Raw genomic sequence first — 18,112 nt, 5'->3', positions numbered from 1 at the left:
AACTCCACTGCAGAGACGCGATTGATCGGTTCTGGTTAAGGTAATGAAGGGATTAACGTTACTGCGGGATTATAAATCCCTGACAGATTTGCTTTCGGATTGGAAATCCGAAAGAGCGGAATAAATCCGAACCAGTATACCCCTGTCGGTCATCTCGAACGAAGTGAGAGACCTTACGAGTGAGAGGTTATGTTTCTTTTAGATAATTTTTCTGAGAACGAGAGAAGATCCTTTGCTTCGTTTTGAATGACAGGGAGTGTAGATTAGAAAACGCGGACGAACGAAAAGCAGTAATACGTAAGTGGTAGTTACTGGGGCGTGACATTCAGATAACCTCGGTTGATAACCCGGGAAATGCTGGCAAAAAAATAGTCCCAGACCTTACGGCCCAGGACTATCATGAGAGAACAGCTGCATACCTACCACGTTTTACTCGTTCATAAAAAATTAGTTTACTGCAATCGTACGAGAAGGTTGATCCGTGCTGATGACGAAGTCTTTTTTCAGTTTTGTTTCTCCGTCAGATACTTCAATGGAGTAAGTCCCATCGGCCAGGCTGGCTACGTCAAAACGACGGGCGTAACCTTTTGCATTCTTCGTAATATTTTCATTAAAGAGAATTTCACCTTTACCGTTGCGGAGCGTTACATTCAGTTTTTTACCCTGAACTTTTTCCAACAGGAAGTTTACTTTACCTTCTTTGCCTTTGAAGACATTAACGGCGTAAGAGGCTTTAGCGGTTTCTTTAGGATCTTCCAGAGAAGCAGCGTTTACGCTAACGAAAGAAAGAGCAACAAGAGCAGCAGCGAAGATGGATTTGATTGAAGTTTTCATGGCTTTTATAGATTGATACTGGTTTGACAAAAAGGTTCGTGTTATGTTTTTAGAATTTCATGGCTTTATCAATTTCGGGTGTTTTGCCCTGATTGATGATTCAAAGATAATGGACTGAAAGGTACTATGTAATACAAAGTAGTATGTGTGGCTATCTAGTGTGATGAATGGTAGTATTCGTTTACTAACTCAAGCCTTACTTTTCGTTTGAATTACGTACCAATGATGCGATGGAAACGGCCAGCGTTGCAAGCAAAAGGCTTTTTTATCTAAATCGAGGATGAACGGATGATTAATCGGGATGAAAGGTAAATGGACCTTTGAATCTTCTCAATAGTCAATAATTTCTTGGTTGAGTCAAGAAAAAAGAAGAAAAATGAATGTTACCCGAAGGTTAATCTTTTGTGAAAAATGAAGGAAGTGGAGGTCTGAGCTCCGCTATTATCCGTAGATTTTAGTCGCTCGACCGAATAAAACGCGGGGATCGTTTGATTGAGCCAGCGGTTTGTTCTAATTTGGAAACACAGCCGGAAAACAACCGAACCTTAACCTCTAGTAGTACATGGCATATCCAGAACAGGCCGGAGACGAACCTTTAAAGCAAGCTCAGAAGGAGGCCGCTTTAGCCAAAGCAAAAGCTGAACGGATTGAAGCGGAAAAGCAAATGGCCGAAGGCGAACGAGCCATTCGGCAGGCCCGGCGAGACCTGGCACTGGAAGAAACAGTAGCTGCTCAAGTGGGTAAACTGAAATCCCTCACTAGCCTGACGGAAACTCCGGCAACGCCCGTTACCCTTCCTAGTGGGGGCTTGACCGTCGGTGAAGGGGTCATTTTCCCGCAAATACTGGATTCCGTTAATCAGCAACTGCGAAGTCTGATTCAGCAGTGGCTCGGCGATCAGGTAAATCTTCAGTCGTCACAGCTCATTATTTATCAGGAGCAGGATGCCTGGGCTGTTCATCACTATCGCCTGTTGCTGGATCAGATCCAATCACTTCATAAAGCATCTGAACAAGTTTTTCAGCGTACCCAACAAATCATCCGACGGGCGAATGCCTGGCTGGAAAACCAACCCTTAGCTGAGTCGCAAAACGTAGGAATTGGGTTGATTGCTGTACCCGCTCTGGCCAGCGGAATTGTCAAATCGGTCGCCGATCTGGTGCAGTTATTTAAAAAGGAGGTAGACATTCGCAGTCAGTCTTCCTTACTAACGGAAGAGGACGCGGTGGCATTACTGCAAAAAGAAGCCTTAAGGGCCGGATTAAAGCTGGAAATTTATTATCCGAAGTTATACCCCGTCTATAAAACCGGAGTGACTTCAACTTTTGTAGAACAGTGGCATTCGTTAGCTCAATCGCTTCAATTGGCGGCAGAAGCAGCGGAGGCTGTGCCGGGGTTGCTGGAACGTCTGCACACCTGGGCTGATACGGATGAAAGAAAGTTTCGCCTGCAACAACTTATCCAAGAATGGAACGACTTGCAGGCCGCTTTGACGGTTATCCAGACCACTCATGTTCAACTGAAGCAGGAGGGAACCAGGGAAAACGCCTTTATGATCCAACCGCTGGAACAGTTGTCCCAGTTACTAATGAACCATTCGGCTTATCACCTTCGTTTGCAGGTGAGTTCAAAGGGAGCATATCAGATTACCAAGCGACTCTGGTGGAATGCAGAGATTGAATATCATGCCTCGGTGGAATTGAATTATATGCTGTTTCAGTCGGATGGGCAATTAATCCGAGCGGATAAATTAAGCAGCCGGGCTTCATTTACCTGAATTTGATGAGACTATGTTTGATGTAGTTTGATAACGTTTGCCAAGCAAAGTCCAATCAAACGTCAAACCTTTAATCAAACTCTCGAACTTTTCTATCAAACGCGTTACTCAAACTTCCTCAAACCATTTCAACCCAGAGTAATGGATTATCAGAAAGCAGTTGAAGCGAAAAATCTTTTATCGGGTCAATTACTGGCCTCTCAACATAAAATTATCAGAGCTTTTGGGCTGGAGTCCGTTTTAGAAACGAGTCATAACCTGATGCAACCACCGGCCATTGCAGGGATCGGTATTGGGCGGGACGGACTGGATGATTATCACATGCGGATTCTGTTACAAAAGCCTTTATCCGCAGAAGAAGTAAAAGCTCTCATGCAGGTGCTGGAGGTAGAAGAGACCGATTTGCGACTCGTAGCCACTGACCGCATCAGGGCTTTAAACGGCCCTATTCAAACCCGCCAGCGGCCTTTGCCTTACGGTATTTCTATCGGCCACAATCAGGTTTCGGCGGGTACACTGGGAGGGGTGGTTTATGACGAAGGCAAACCGTTCTGGCTGAGTAATAACCACGTCTTTGCCAATGGAAATGAAGCCACGCCGGGAGATGCAATCTGGCAACCCGGCAGTCGGGATGGCGGGACAGCGAAAGATCAGGTAGCTAAACTGGCCCGATTTGTACCTATTGACTTTTCGGGTTCTAATGAAGTAGACGCAGCTTTGGCAGAACCTTTGGATAATTCATTGATTTCCACTACCTTTCCTCCATCGAATCCGGCTTTGCCTGCCATTACGGGTATTACCGTCCCTACGTATGGGATGGAAGTCGTGAAATACGGTCGAACAACGGGTTTTACGAAAGGAAACATTGTTTCGTTAACCACGGATTTACCCGTAAGTTTCGGGCACAAACAGGCCTATTTCATTGACCAACTGGAGATTGAAAGTGAAAACGGTAGTTCGTTCTCACAACCAGGCGATTCCGGTTCACTTATTTTACAGGCTGGAACGGGATTGGTGGTTGGTTTGTTATTCGCCGGAGACGGGAATCTGACTTTCGCCAATCCGATTGCCCAAGTCCTGAAAGCTTTGAACGTTACATTCGGATAATGCTATGAAAATGAGTACGGTAGGTGAAATAAAAAAAGAACTTTCCCGGCAACTCTGTGACAAACAGGAGTTTCTGGGGGTTTCGATTCGGCGGGAGAACGAAAAAGAATACATTCTCATCCGAGTCAGAAGTTTCGGTGCGGAATGGGAAAAACGAATTCCTTCCGAAATCGATGGCGTACGAATTAAGCTGGAAAAAGGAAATCCGGCTCAGGCTTATGCCTTGAAATAGCGTTGTTAGGTAATCGTTACTTGTTATTAGGCAATAAAAAAACGACAACTTTTTTGCTGCCGTTTTTGCTAATAAAGTATTCTTCTGCGAAGGTTACCGCGTTCCGGTTAATGTATTAATTTCTGCAACGGCCAGTCGATACGCCAGTTGAGCCGAGTATAAATCCTGTTCTGCTTTCGCCAGATTTACTTTTGATTCCAGTAAATCTTTCTCCAGTTTTAATCCCGCCTCCCGGGCGTTTGTTTTCATCCGTACTTCTTCCCGGCGTAACGTAACCGCTTGATTGGCTACTGTGATTAACCGCTGCGACTGCGTGATTTTCCGATACGCTTTACCAATTTTTGCGGCTACATCCTCTTGCGTATACGCCAGGTATTCTTCGGCCTGTTTTTTCTGAGAAAGTCGCTGATTCTCCTGCGATTTGCGTTTGCCAAAATCATAAATATCCCAACTGAGGTTCAGGCCCAGAAAGTAATTATTATTGGGTAAATCAGAAACCACATTCTGATACGTATATCCGCCTACTACGCCAATGTTGGGTAACTTATCCTTCTTGGCGGCTTCCAGCCCATAGTTCACTTTCTCAATCGTCTGATTCGCCAGTTTTACGTCCGGGTTGGCATTTTTTGCTTCCAGCTGATACGCTTCGAGCGTTTGGATGGAAACAGGTTCCACGTGTACATCCGCCAGCTTAAAGGAGGTGGTATCCTGCACACCCAGTACATTTCTTAAATCGGCTGCGTAATCTTCCATCTGGTTCATAATCTGCACGACTTTTTGTTGCTGGTTCGCTAACTCGGCCTGCAAACCTACCTTGTAGACTTCATCCGTTTTGCCCGCCAGTAACGCACTTTCAACATCGTATAACTTAGCCTGCGTTAACTGCACATTCGCGTTGGCTTCGTCGAGTTGTTTCTGGGCAATAAGCATTCCGTAATAGAGCTTTTCAACCCCTTGTAATACTTCCAGCTCGGCCTTGCTTACCTGCGTTTCTGCGATGCGGACATCGGCTTCGGCGGCTTTAACGCCTACTTTGATTTTGCCCAATTGGCTAATGGGCTGATAGGCCGCTACCGATCCCAGTAAGAGGTTATGTTTGCCTTTGAACAGCGGAATATTCTGCTGGGGAAGATACGTGCCGCCCACCTGCCCGAAGGCTCCCATCGGAAGTTCCAGGTCTTTTTTGATTCCGTTGAAAAGGTAAGTCCCCGAAGCCAGAAACATGGGTTTGTTCTTGGTTTTGGCTTCCAGCACTTTCAACTCGTTTTCTTTAACTTTCTCTCTTTGAATGCCTACCAGACGGTTGCTTTGCAGGGCCATCCGTTTGGCCTGATCCAGGGTAAGGGCCTCCTGAGCCTGAGCGTAAAAACTACTCATCAGCAGAAGACTATAAAAAAGAACCTTTTTCATGACGTTCAGGTCTTGTTTTCTTTGAAAAACCTGCCGAATGCCTTTTCGCTTCGGCAGGCTGTTGGGTTGAAATATTAGGCGTGATTTCCTTCCAGAATGTACTTTTTATCCTTCGGTTTAATCATCTTGACGTAGAGAACGGGCACGGTTAATAAGGCCATAATCATGGACCAGACTACCCCCACGGCAATCACACTGGCTAGTGGACTCCACATCGGTGACCCCGAAAGAATCATGGGCAATACCCCAATGGCTGCGGCCATTGCCGTCAGGAAAATGGGGCGTAACCGTCGTTTCCCGGATTCGGCGGCGGCGGTAGGAATGTCCATGCCGTGCTTGAGTAATTCGTTGGTATGATCGACGAGGATAATCGCGTTCCGAACCACAATTCCCGAAAGGCTAATGAGCCCAACGAAAGCCGTAAAACCGAAGTTATTGTGCGTGAGGAATAGACCCAGAACCGCTCCGAACAGACTCAGCGGAATAGTTAACATCACCAGCAGAGCTTCCTTGATATTGCGGAATTGGAATAGCAGAATCAGAAAAATCAGCACAATACTAATGGCCATGACTACCACCATCTGACTAAAGGTTTCTTTCTGGCCTTCAAATTCACCACCATACTCGATGCGATACCCGGCGGGTAACTTCAGGTTATCAATTTTCGGACGAACGGATTTCAGCAGCTCCGAAGGCAAAAGGTTATTCGCCGTTTCACTCTGAACCGTTAGTGTTCGAACCCCATTGCGGTGCATGATGCGGCCCGTTTGCCAGGCGGGTTGTAAGTCTGCAATCTGACGCAGTGGAACGCTGGCTCCCGTTACCGGCGAGGGCAGATACGTATTCTGTAAATCATCGAAGTTGCGACGATTGGCTTCATCCAGCCGAACTACTAAATCAACGGGGGTATTTCCCTCGTACATCGTCGTTACCGGAGCTCCGTTAAAGCCCGCGTAAACCGTTTGAGCAATGCTGGATGTCGTAAATCCGAGTCGGCTGGCTTCGCCTTTCAGGTTAATGTTTACGCCGTAATAATCCTCCATGAAATCGGTGCGAATCATGGCACTGCCGGGCGTGCTGCGAATGATACTGTCTACCTGCAAACCGATGGATTTCAGCGTATTCAGATCATCGCCTACAATCCGAACCTCGATGGGAGCTTTCGTAACCGTTCCCTGCTGCATGAGTTTTACCTGCGGGCGGCCTTCAGGAACCAGAGCGTCTACCTGTTTGGAAAGATCCGCCGCCAGACTTTGCGTGGTTGGAATATCCTTGGTATTGATCAGAATCTGAGCGTAATTGGTAACAGGAACCTCGGGTGAGAAGTTATAGTAAAACCGGGGAGCACTCGTGCCCGTAAAGGTCGCGTAACTCGTCACCCGATCCTCTTTTTTGATTACACTTTCAATCTTCTCAATCGCCGATTTGGTCTTATCCAATTGGGTTCCCGTGGGCATCCAGAGTTCTACTACAAACTGGTTACGTTCAGCAGCGGGGAAGAATTTCTGACGAATCTGCATGAATAATAGCCCCGCCAGAGCAACCGTTACCAAACTTCCCACAATGGTAATACCCGAGTGACGCATGCACCAGTCGATCGCCTGATTATAACCATTTTGCATCCGGTCGAGTAAGGAAGTACGTTTTTTCTTATTCGCCTCCGAAGGATCGTGCAAGCCTTTTTTAATGAAGGTATAGCACAACAGCGGTGTTAAAATCATGGCGACAATAAACGAGGCCGCCAGGGCAATAGCTACGGTAATGGGCAGAGCAAAAATGAATTCACCCACCGAACCCGACAGAATAACCATGGGCATGAAGGACGCAATAATGGTAATCGTGGCCGCCAATACGGGGATGACCAGATCACTCGCACTTCGCCAGGCTGCCGTCCAGCGATCTACGCCTTCGTCTAGTAGTTCTACGTAGTTGTCCGCAATAACAATGGCATCATCCACCACCATTCCTAATACCACAATCAAAGCCGCTAGTGATACCTGATGTAGTTCGATTCCGAAGGCATGTAATAAGGCAAACGTGACGGCTACCGTCATGGGGATGGCCATGGCGGCCACCGTGGCAATGCGGAAGGGTAACAGCAAAATCACCACAATTACGACGGAAACAATCGCCAGGAAAAACTCCCGAATGAAGTGGCCCACGTTTTCATCGACCAGATGCGGCTGGTTAACGATAGTCGTGATTTTTACTTCGGATGGTAATAACTTCTGGACGGCTTCCAACTGAGCTTGCACTTCATCGCCGAACTTCACAATGTTATTTCCCTCGTGCATTTCAACGGCCAGCATCAGGGCTTTATGGCCATTCACGGTCGTGGTGCTGGTGGGGTCCTGATATTGGCGGGTAATGGTCGCGACGTCACCCAGACGAATCACTTCACCCGTTTTGGAGGTACCGATGATCTGGCTGGCAATCTGACTTTCCGTATTATAAATACCGTTGGCGTAAAGGGGTACTTCGGCGGTGCCTGTTTTTACATTACCCGTAGGGCCAATGGCATTCTGCGATTTCAGAACGTTCATGACCTGCGTAAAGGGAATGCCGTATTGAGCCAGTTTTTCCGAATTACTGGTGATGAGAATCTGCTCTTTCTGCTCGCCAATGCGTTTAATTTTAGAAACGGCTGGAAGCGTTCGGATCTGATCTTCCACTTTTTGCGTGTAGCTTTTCAGTTCATTGTAAGAAGCTTTATCCGATTCAATTCCAATGACCAAGGCTTCTGTATCTCCAAAATCAGAGTTAACAATCGGGCCACGTACGCCTTCGGGTAGGGATAAACTTTTGGCAATCAGTAACTCGTGGCGAAGTTTACTCCAGAAAATATCGGGGTCTTTGACCTTATCTTCCAGTTCGACGTTAATGACAACGGCTCCGTCGCGGGTCGTGGAAAAGGTTTTTGACTTTTTAACTTCCTCAAACTGAAAAAGATACTGTTCCAGTTTTTTAGTTACCTGATCTTCCACCTGAGCCGAGTTAGCTCCGGGATAATAGGCCAGCACCAGACCCGTACGAATGGTAATTTTAGGGTCTTCCCGCCGGGGCATGGTCAGGAGGGAATGCACGCCGACGGCAAAGACCATCAGTAGCACCGTCAGGGTGACCTGCGAATATTTTAGCGATGATTTAACAAAATTCATGACTATAGGAGACCGATTGAAAAGATCAGATCAATCGTATTAAATCGGTCTTTTAAGAAGATGAAACAAAACAACGATTGTGATTATACGCCCTAAGATTAAGGATTCGTAAAACTTACGGATGAACCATCATGGATTTTCTGCTGGCCGCCCGTAATAACCAGTTCACCTTTTTGTAAACCAGAGGTAATCTCAATCGTTGAATCCTGTAAACGACCAATGGAAACCCGACGTTTAAATGCTTGTTTTTTCTGCGGATCGGCTACGTAGATGTACGAGGAATTATCAGTATCCCGAAGTACGGCTTCAGTAGGTAAGCTTAGGAATTCCGACTTTTTAGCGGAGGGTAATTTTATCTCAGCGATCATTCCCGGACGAATTAATAACTTCGGATTACTAACCACAATTTTAGCCGAAAAAGATCGCGTGGTAGCATCTGCCGCCGAACCTACTTCAATGACTTTTCCGGTGAATGTACTATCCAAAGCAGAAATATAAACCTGAGCTTTCTGCCCGATTTTTACATTCCGAAGTTCAGATTCTGGAACGGCCGCGTTTACCTTTACTTTCTGAATATCCGAAACGATAAACAGGGGCATTCCTGAGCCCACAATTTCACCGATTTCGGTGTTCTTTTTCAGTAATACGCCGGAGAAGGGAGTGTATAGTTTTGTATCAGACAAATTCTTTTTTTGTAAGCCCGCCTGAGCTTCCGCCTGCTTGAGGCCATTGCTGATTTTAGAGAAATCGGCATCGCTCAAACTATTGCGATCATGCATGAGCTTGAGTCGATTATATTCATCCTGAGTCTGGCTGACGCTGGCATTAGCCGCATCAACGCCAAGCTTATAGCTCGTGGGGTCAAGGCTGGCTAATACCTTTCCGGCAGACACCATTTGGCCTTCCGCCGCCGCGATGTAATTGACTTTACCCGCCACAAGAAAGCCAAGTTTCACGGTTCGGTTTCCTTCTACATTACCACTGATCGATAGCTGGCTTTCGCTGGAGGAAAGGGAGGCTGCCTGTGTAATAACGGGTACGGCAGATTCGGTAGTAACCACGTTTTCGGTGGACGGCTTGGACTGGCAACTCGCTAATACCAATCCCATGAGCAGGGCAGGATAATATTTCGTTTTCATAATTTGATTAACTGGCAATTTCCAGAAGGTTAATTTGACGGGTAGTTACTCCTAAAAAAATCAATTGTTGATGAATACAATCACTCCATTCTTCCTGATCGGATAAAAAGAAATGTAGTTGCTCTTTATCGTAATTATTCAGAAAGGATTCAATCATTTCTAAGGCAACCACCGGGTCATAAAGGCTGGAGTCAATAGAAATGTAATAGGTTTTTAACTGCGTAATAAAGTCTTTTTCTAAACCCTTTAATGTTGGGTTAGAAAAATGGGAAGAAAGATCACTGGATAAGTAAAATACGCGGATGATATATCCTTGTTTAATCAAAGGAATGATCCGCTCAATGGCCTGATCAATTGAAGCTTCGCCGGTAATAAATACCAGCGAAGGCTTCGGTTGATCAGACGTATTCATTAATTGAGATAACTTATTCATGGCTTTTACTCTGGATTGGTGAGGCAAAGGTCCTAAAAGTTAAGGCCAGAGTCTTTGACAAAAGTCAAAAAGCAATTTTTGGGAAGTTAGAGATACCAGCTTTTCACCGGAAGATAATTATTTTGTAGAGACGCGATTGATCGCGTCTGGGTAAGAGGCGGTTTTAAAATTAGTCCGTTCTTTTCCGCCCTGGTTGGTGTCCTCACCGACTCCTAGGCTTATGGATGGCTGGAGAAGACACCAGCCCGGGCGGGCGAGAGGTGCCTAATTGCATTTGGGTAAGAGGCGGTTTTTAAACCAGCCCGTTCTTTCGCATGATAAATTCGAAAAAGTCAAAATACACACTATGCCGATGCCAGCTTTTCTGCTGGCATCAATCCTTAGAAGGATGACTACCTAACGTTGAGAAAGAATAGTTTAGAAAAAGCTGCCAGCGGAAAAACTGGCAGCGAATAATAGATCCGCATCCGCGGGCTAGTAGAAAAGCAACTTTGAGAAAGCTAGAGATACCTAACGCTTACTCCGAATACGGCTTAGCGTCTCCTGAGAAATCCCCAGAAAAGAAGCAATATGTCCCAGGCTAACTCGCTGAAAAATGGAGGGTTGACTTTTAAGGAGTGATTCGTAGCGTTCGGTAGCGGTCTGAAATTGCAAAGCTGTAATTCGCTCCTTCATTTCCCGAATGAGTTGATGCATTACCAGAATATGTAACTGCTCCAACTCCGGGTGCTGCCGAAGAATGTTTTCGAAATCAGCATGTGAGATCGAACAGATCACGGAATCTTCGAGCGTCTCGAATGTATATTGACTTGGCTGGTTATCGGTGAAACTTTCGTCAGCAGTAACAAAACTGCCTTCGGTATGAAAACGGTAGGTGGTATCCTTTCCGGCCATACTCAGGTAATGCTCCCGAATGAGGCCTTCTTCTACGAACATCAAGCGGCGGTAATATTGGCCGGGCCGGATCAAAATATGGTTTTTAGGAAACTGTTCCCGCACAATGATGTGGGTCAGATCGGCTTCTATTTCCGGGCCAAGGTTGATCGTTTGTTGAAGGAAAGAGATAACATTCATGGAGCGAGAGCCAAAATACGAGCCTTGATCCAAGGCTCGTATAGATGATTGTATTAGGAAAGGCTGGTGTAAAATGCCAGAGCCTGTTGCATTTCTTCACTCGAAACGGGGATATCAAAGACGCAGGTACCCAGGCCTTTCAGGAGTGAAAACCGAATTTCCTTACCCCGGTTTTTCTTGTCCTGAGCCGTCAGTTCGATAATGGAGTCGTAGGTGTCGGCTGGGATTACTGCTTTTCCGTACGTGGCGAGCAGGTAATGCGTGATGGTCTCAAATGCCTCCGTTGTCAACCAGCCGCGTTGATAACTCAGGTAAGCTTCCGTGATCATTCCGGCTGCAATGGCTTCGCCGTGGAGCAGACGTTGATCGGAATCGTCCAGAAAGTACGTTTCGATGGCATGGCCGAGCGTATGACCGAAGTTCAGGATTTTCCGGAGTCCTTTTTCGGTAGGATCCTGCGTGGTAACGTTCTCTTTAATGGCTACGGAATGCGTAATCAAATCCGTCCAGTCCTGCTCTTGCCAGTTTTTCTGCCGAATCTCTTCCCACTTACTGGCGTCGGCAATCAGGCAATGTTTAATCACTTCGGCGTAACCTGAGCGAAGCTCACGCCAGGGCAGGGTTTTCAGAAAAACCGCGTCGATTAAAACGGCGTCGGGTACCCGGAAAACGCCGATGTGATTCTTTAGGCCGTGAAAATCAATACCAAGTTTGCCGCCTACGCTGGCATCCACCTGCGAAAGAAGCGTAGTAGGAATTTGAATGAAATAAAGCCCACGTTTGTAAGTTGCGGCACAAAAACCACCCATATCACCGATTACCCCACCGCCCAGATTAATGACCAACCCATGACGATCAAAAGCAGCTTCGGTTAATTTTTCCCAGATCAGACTGGCCGAGTCAAGCGTTTTCTCGCTCTCACCGGATGTAATCTCGATGAGTGTATGAGCCGGAAGCAGCGACTGAATCAGCGGATAACAATGAGCCTTTGTGTGTTCATCTACTACAACGGCTATCTGAGAAAAAGAATGAGCGGCCAGAAAAGCAGGCAGACTTTCGGTGATCGGAGCAATTTTTACCATAACCGCAAAATTAGAGAATTAGCTGGTAGCGTAAAGAACTAAACGCAAGTCCTCCCTTAAAGTAAGGTCAGGCCCGCTTTTGCGTACATCTGTAGTGAGGCGTCCTGAGGCTCAAGTTCGGTAATGAGCGTCTGGATGGAACCAAGATCACAGAGCTTCATCCGGTGAGAGGTTCCCAGTTTTTCAGAAATGGTAAGAATGGCAACCTGATCTGCCGATTTCATCATGGCTTTTTTCACCTGCACTACTTCCATGTCACTTTCCGTGAGGCCCTGAACGGCATCAATGCCAGTAGTTCCCAGAATCAATAAATCTACCCGAATTTCACTCAGGCGGTGAATGACTTCCCCGCCCGAGCAAATCTGATTCTCGGCGGTCACTCGTCCCCCCAGCAGGTATACCTCAAGGTTAGGGTTTTCAATCAATTCCAGAGCTATCACGGGGCTGATGGTAAAAATCGTCAGGCGTAGATGCGACGGAATCATCCGAACCAGAGACCGCACGGTAGTACCTCCTCCCAGCAGCAGAAACATACCTTCCCGGATCAGGCTTAGGGTTTTCTGAGCAATAATGTCTTTCTGATTGGTGGCATATACCTCGCTTCGGGTGGCGATGTGTCCGTACGAGCGGGAGAGAGCTCCCCCGTGAACTTTAATAAGCTGCCCATTGTCGGCGAGTTCGTTCAAATCCCGGCGGATGGTGTCTTCCGATACGTTGAGCTTCTGACTTAAATCAGAAGATAAAATCCGGTTATAAATATTAAGCTGGTGCAGAATAAACGAATGTCTTTCTGCTTTCAGCATAGCATTAGTAAGAGAGGACATGGTGCTATTGATTGAAAACGTGCTAATGCTGTTTTGTGCGGTTATTTGTCGTAAAAACTAAAAAATAGAGAGTAACTCCTATTAAATATAACACTAAATAAAGTGAAGTGCAATAAATATATTTATAAATATTATTGCTGTTTATTTGATATTTAGCTAATTATGTATGGTCGAATGATCCATATGGGTCGATTATTTTCTTTTTTGCAGTAAAATGCAGTTTTATATGTTTTTATCAAGTTTGATTTATTTTCGTGCATAAAAACGCACTTCTTGTCTCCCTTTATTATCTCAATCAACAGCTTCTTTATGCTACACACACTTCTACAGACTTTTCGGTTACTCTTGCTGGTGAGCGTTCTGGGGGCAGGTCCAATGGCCTGGGCTCAGGATCGCACCGTAAGTGGAAGAGTAAGTGATGAATCAGGTTCGCCTTTGCCCGGCGTTTCTGTGCAGGTGAAAGGCACCACCAAAGGCGTTTCGGGAAATGCCGATGGGGTGTATCGCATCACGGCAAGCCAGGGCCAAACGCTCGTTTTCACGATGGTAGGTATGAAAACGCAGGAAATCACGCTTTCCAATCAGACCACGCTGGACGTAATCATGACTAGTACGGACGCCCAATTGAACGAGGTCGTGGTGACGGCTTTGGGGATTAAGCAGGAAAAGCGGGCTCTGGGTTATTCCATCGGGGAAATTAAAGGAACCGAACTCGTAAATGCCCAACGGGACAACTACCTAGTTTCCTTGCAGGGCCGGGTGGCGGGTTTGAATGTGACGACTACTTCGGGAATGCCAGGTTCTTCCACGAGTATTCAGCTTCGCGGGGCTACTTCAATTGGCGGCAACAACCAGCCCTTATTCGTGGTCGATGGTCTACCCATTGACAACCGGACTACGTCAGGAGGGGTGCTGTATTCAGACCGGGCGAACCGTGATGTGGATTACATGAACAAGGCGGCTAATATTAACTTTAATGATATTGAGTCGATTACGGTACTCAAAGGTCCCGAGGCGGCGGCTCTGTACGGTATCGATGCGGCGGCGGGAGCCATCGTGATTACGACTAAGCGAGGGGTGAAAGGCCGTGGACAGGTAAGCTATAGCAATAATTTCCGCTTTCTGAATGTGAATCGCTTTCCCGAGGTGCAGAAAGTATATGGTCGCGGAACGCAGGGCTTTTCTGATCCTAACGCCGTATCCTACTTTGGACCTAAGTATGCTGAGGGAACTACGTTTTTTGACAACGCCCGTAATTTCTTCCAGACGGGGCTGACGCAAACGCATAATGTTTCTATCTCGGGTGGTTCGGAGACGGCTACTTATAACCTGTCGAGTCAATTCATTGGTAGCGATGGAGTAGTTCCTAACACGGGGATGAAAAACTTCAACATCAAGCTGGCCTCCCGTATTCAGCTAACGCCTAAACTGAGCATACAGCCGTCGTTTACCTACATTAATGTTAACACGAAAAAAGCTTTACGCAACAACAGTGGTTTCGTGATTGGATTGCTCACTTGGCCGACGAATGACGATGCCAGCGTGTATCTGAATTCCGACGGTTCTCGCCGGACCATTCTGGGAGCGATTAACCTGGGCGAAGCGGACAATCCTTACTTCACAGTTAACAAGAATAACTTTCAGGATTTAACGAATCAGAGTCGGATTAACCTGCAAGCGGATTATAAGGCTACGGATTGGTTATCGCTTACGGGCCGTGTAGGGGGCGATATTTATACCACTCGTAGTAACCTTTTCCTGCATCCCGAATCCTGGCAGTCAGGTAATGGAGCGGGTACGCCGGGGGGATATGCTTCGCAGGGTTCCATCGAAGATCTGGTAGAAACCAGCCGATTGTTAAACGGAAACTTTCTGGCGACGATTCAAAAGAAAGTAGGTCGACTGGGTACCAACCTGATTCTGGGAACGGCCATTGATGACCGGGATTACAGCACGAGTGTGACGTATGGACAGAAGTTATACCTTCCAGAATTTAATTCTGTTAACAACACGGACCCAACGACGCAGCGTAACAAATTCCGGCGATTGCAACAGCGGACGGTAAGTGCCTTTGCCAGCTTGACCATGAATTATGACGAGTGGTTATACCTGACGCTGACGGGCCGGAACGACTGGGCTTCTACGTTACCTGTTTCTAATCGCAGCTTCTTTTATCCCTCGGCTAGCTTGTCCTACGTATTCACAGATATGCCGGGTTTAAAGGGGAACACGGGTATTCTTAATGCGGGTAAAGTGCGGTTGGCCTACGGACAAACGGGTAACCCCCCACCGCCGTATTACGTATTACCTAAACTCGTCCTTCAAACCACCAATGGTGGAGGTTTCGGCTATGACTTTTACGGCGGTAACCCTAACCTGAAAGCAGAAAGAGGAAAAAGCTTCGAGTTGGGTACAGAACTGAAGTTCTTTAATGATCGGTTGGGAATTGACGTAGCTTATTACGAAAAAACACTTTCCCAGCAGATTGTTCACCAACGACTGAGTTACGGGACTGGGTTTATTTTCGGATTGATTAATGGCGGTACCTTCAAAAACCGTGGGGTAGAAATACAGCTCAATGGAACACCCGTCAAGAACCAGGATTTCCGTTGGAACGTGACGTTAAACTTTACCAGACTCAATACAAGTGTATCCAGTCTGCCTGCCGATGTACCGGAGTATTATAACTCCGACGCCTGGCCTTATGGGAATGCCCGGGCCAGTGCATTTGTCAATAATCTGGAGACGTTCTTTCCTTCATCGGTGGCGGCGTATCGGGGCTTAAACTGGAACTATTACCAACGGGGTATGGGCTCAGCAACGGCTATTGGTGGGTATTCCTATCAGCGTAATAACAAGGGGGAAGTTCTGATTAACCCAGCCACTGGATTACCGCTGACGAATGCCAACTTCCTGCCCATTGGGGATCGGAACCCTGACTTTACGCTGGGTTTCCTGAACTCATTTACTTACAAAAACCTGACGCTTTCTTTCTTATTGGACATTCGGAAAGGTGGAGACGTATTTAACGGTACCGAAATGTACTTGTGGAGAAATGGTTTGAGCCTGAAAACGCTGAATCGCGAAAATCCAGTGGTGTTTAAAGGCGTACTGCGTGATGGAAAGGAAGATTCGGAGAACCCAACGGTAAATACGATTCAGATCAACCCGGTAGCACGTTCTGCCGATTACTTCTCTTCCATTCCTGAGTCAGAATTTGTGGAGAAAGATATTAACTGGGTTCGGTTGAGAGATGTCACGCTTCGTTATCAGGTGCCTTCCGGGTGGCTGACTCGCAGTAAACTGGTTCGTTCGGCCAGTGTCTTTGTGAACGGAACGGACCTGTTTCTGCTGACCAACTATACGGGAGCCGATCCTAATGTGAACGGAGCTTCGGCTGCTTCGGGTGGGGTAGGAGCCGGCGGTTTTGACTTCGGTACCATCTCCATGCCCCGTGGATTATCCTTTGGCGTTTCACTGGGCTTCTAGTTTCGAAACCTGACAAGCATTATTACGTTATGCGAAAACTGAAATCAACACTCGTACTGCTTGCTTTAAGCATGGGCTTAAGCAACTGTAATAAATACCTTGACATTAACGTCGATCCCGCTAACCCTCAGGTAGCGGATCCCAGTGCCCTGCTGCCTCCTATGATTCAGCAAACGGTGTTGGGGGAACAGTTCGATTGCCGGTTCATCGGAAAATACATTCAAAGCTGGGGCGATGCTGCGGCCAACGATACTTGGGATCGTCACGGTTACCAGGCGGGTTCCGACAACGCTGGGTTAATCTGGCGGGTAAATTATTGGAACCTGGGTCCTAACGTCAACTTACTGATTAATCAGGCGACGGCCAATCAGCAATGGGAATTTGTGGGAGCGGCGAAAGCTCTGTTTGCCTGGAGCTGGCAAACCACAACGGACTATCACGGAGAAATCGTTCTGAAGCAGGCTTTCGAACCTAATCGTTACGTCTTTGATTACGACACGCAGCCGGAAGTCTACGAATACGTAGCCAAGCTGGCTAACGAAGCTCTGGAGACGTTCAATCGCACGGATGGTGTGCAGGGAGCTGCCGTATTAAATCGGAACGGAGCCGATCAGGCCTATAAGGGTGACAAAAGCAAGTGGGTTAAATTTACCTATGCTGTTCTGGCCCGTAACATGCTCCACCAAAGTAATAAGAGCACCTTTAATGCCGATAAGGTTATTGAGTACTGCGATAAATCACTGGCCTCCAATGCTGATAACTTCGTTGTTCCTTATGCGGCGGGTAATACGGCAACGCTGAGTTTTATGGGGCCTACCCGGAGTAACTTCGGTAGTTACCGCCAGACCGACTGGTTGATTAAAATGCTGGATGGTAGCTTACTCGGAGCGACTGATCCTCGCCTGAACATTCTGGCTTCTCCTTCGCCCGATGGAAAATACCGGGGGGTGACGGTAACTTATGGCGATCCTAATAATATCAATGGCAATGAGGCCCGCATTCCGACTTTATGGGGAGTGGTGTCTAATCAGGTTACCAGCAGCACCCCCGGCAAGTATATTTTCACGGATCTGGCCGGGTTCCCTTTGATGACTTACAGTGAAGTGCAGTTCATGAAAGCAGAGGCTGCCTTTAAGAAAGGAGACAAGTCGGTTGCCTACGATGCCTATAAAAAAGGAGTAGCGGCAGCCATGGATTTTGCGGGCGTAACGGCTGCCAACCGGGAGACCTATCTGGCCAGCAATGCCGTGCCGAAAGCGGCGGCGAGTTTGAAGTTAAGTGACATCATGATGCAGAAATACCTGGCTTTATACGGACACGGGGTAATCGAAACCTGGGTTGATATGCGTCGGTACAAGTACAGTTCAGAGGTATATCCTGGATTTACCCCTCCTGCACCTGAGCGTCTGTTCCCTGACAACAATGGAAAACTGGCCTATCGGGTTCGTCCCCGGTATAACTCCGAATATGTATGGAACCGAGCTTCCCTGGACAAATACGGCGGGAATAACCTGGACTACCATACGTACGAAACCTGGTTTGTTAATCCTTAA

General features: G+C 47.0%; 13 protein-coding genes. 5 read left to right on the top strand and 8 right to left on the bottom strand.

The annotated features are described in order from the left end of the window. Positions 1 to 447: 447 nt before the first annotated feature. On the bottom strand, positions 448 to 834 hold the full coding sequence (locus QE357_RS18025; RefSeq protein WP_106637759.1) for a hypothetical protein: 387 nt from the start codon (positions 832 to 834) through the stop codon (positions 448 to 450). Between the two features lie 562 nt (positions 835 to 1,396). Between QE357_RS18025 and QE357_RS18020 the strand changes: the two genes are divergently transcribed. The 3 genes from QE357_RS18020 (at position 1,397) to QE357_RS18010 (ending at position 3,950) form a co-directional block, all read left to right on the top strand. Next, a complete protein-coding gene (locus QE357_RS18020) occupies positions 1,397 to 2,611 on the top strand; it encodes a hypothetical protein (protein ID WP_309710391.1) in 1,215 nt (404 codons plus the stop codon). A 141-nt stretch (positions 2,612 to 2,752) separates the two neighbouring features. Continuing rightward, on the top strand, positions 2,753 to 3,718 hold the full coding sequence (locus QE357_RS18015; protein ID WP_309710390.1) for a hypothetical protein: 966 nt from the start codon (positions 2,753 to 2,755) through the stop codon (positions 3,716 to 3,718). 4 nt (positions 3,719 to 3,722) lie between these two features. After that, positions 3,723 to 3,950 (top strand): hypothetical protein, encoded by a 228-nt coding sequence (locus QE357_RS18010; protein WP_106637763.1) that lies wholly within the window; start codon positions 3,723 to 3,725, stop codon positions 3,948 to 3,950. Between the two features lie 93 nt (positions 3,951 to 4,043). Here the strand turns inward: QE357_RS18010 and QE357_RS18005 are convergent, their stop codons facing one another. The 7 genes from QE357_RS18005 to QE357_RS17975 all read right to left on the bottom strand — a co-directional run bounded on the left by QE357_RS18005 (position 4,044) and on the right by QE357_RS17975 (position 13,070). Next, the gene (locus QE357_RS18005; RefSeq protein WP_309710387.1) at positions 4,044 to 5,360 is read right to left on the bottom strand and encodes a TolC family protein; all 1,317 of its coding nucleotides are present in this window, start codon (positions 5,358 to 5,360) and stop codon (positions 4,044 to 4,046) included. Positions 5,361 to 5,434: 74 nt separating this feature from the next. After that, on the bottom strand, positions 5,435 to 8,518 hold the full coding sequence (locus QE357_RS18000) for an efflux RND transporter permease subunit (protein WP_309710385.1): 3,084 nt from the start codon (positions 8,516 to 8,518) through the stop codon (positions 5,435 to 5,437). Positions 8,519 to 8,616: 98 nt separating this feature from the next. Beyond that, complete coding sequence (locus QE357_RS17995; RefSeq protein WP_309710383.1) at positions 8,617 to 9,657, bottom strand: efflux RND transporter periplasmic adaptor subunit; 1,041 nt, start codon at positions 9,655 to 9,657, stop codon at positions 8,617 to 8,619. A gap of 7 nt (positions 9,658 to 9,664) precedes the next feature. Beyond that, a complete protein-coding gene (locus tag QE357_RS17990) occupies positions 9,665 to 10,090 on the bottom strand; it encodes a hypothetical protein (protein WP_309710381.1) in 426 nt (141 codons plus the stop codon). 510 nt (positions 10,091 to 10,600) lie between these two features. Further along, a complete protein-coding gene (locus QE357_RS17985) occupies positions 10,601 to 11,164 on the bottom strand; it encodes a Crp/Fnr family transcriptional regulator (protein ID WP_106637768.1) in 564 nt (187 codons plus the stop codon). Between the two features lie 53 nt (positions 11,165 to 11,217). Continuing rightward, entirely contained in the window at positions 11,218 to 12,246 is a 1,029-nt protein-coding gene (gene aroB / locus QE357_RS17980; protein ID WP_307141243.1) for a 3-dehydroquinate synthase, read from the bottom strand. 56 nt (positions 12,247 to 12,302) lie between these two features. Next, the gene (locus tag QE357_RS17975; RefSeq protein ID WP_309710375.1) at positions 12,303 to 13,070 is read right to left on the bottom strand and encodes a DeoR/GlpR family DNA-binding transcription regulator; all 768 of its coding nucleotides are present in this window, start codon (positions 13,068 to 13,070) and stop codon (positions 12,303 to 12,305) included. A 309-nt stretch (positions 13,071 to 13,379) separates the two neighbouring features. Here QE357_RS17975 and QE357_RS17970 point away from each other — a divergent pair, with 309 nt between their 5' ends. Further along, entirely contained in the window at positions 13,380 to 16,559 is a 3,180-nt protein-coding gene (locus tag QE357_RS17970; protein WP_309710373.1) for a SusC/RagA family TonB-linked outer membrane protein, read from the top strand. A 29-nt stretch (positions 16,560 to 16,588) separates the two neighbouring features. Further along, positions 16,589 to 18,112: a SusD/RagB family nutrient-binding outer membrane lipoprotein gene (locus QE357_RS17965; RefSeq protein WP_307141240.1), complete on the top strand. Its 1,524-nt coding sequence runs from the start codon at positions 16,589 to 16,591 to the stop codon at positions 18,110 to 18,112.

The sequence above is a fragment of the Siphonobacter sp. SORGH_AS_0500 genome, assembly GCF_031453245.1.
Lineage (GTDB): Bacteria > Bacteroidota > Bacteroidia > Cytophagales > Spirosomataceae > Siphonobacter.
Note: the sequence above shows the minus strand (reverse complement) of the source record. Positions and strands in the feature narration are given on the sequence as shown.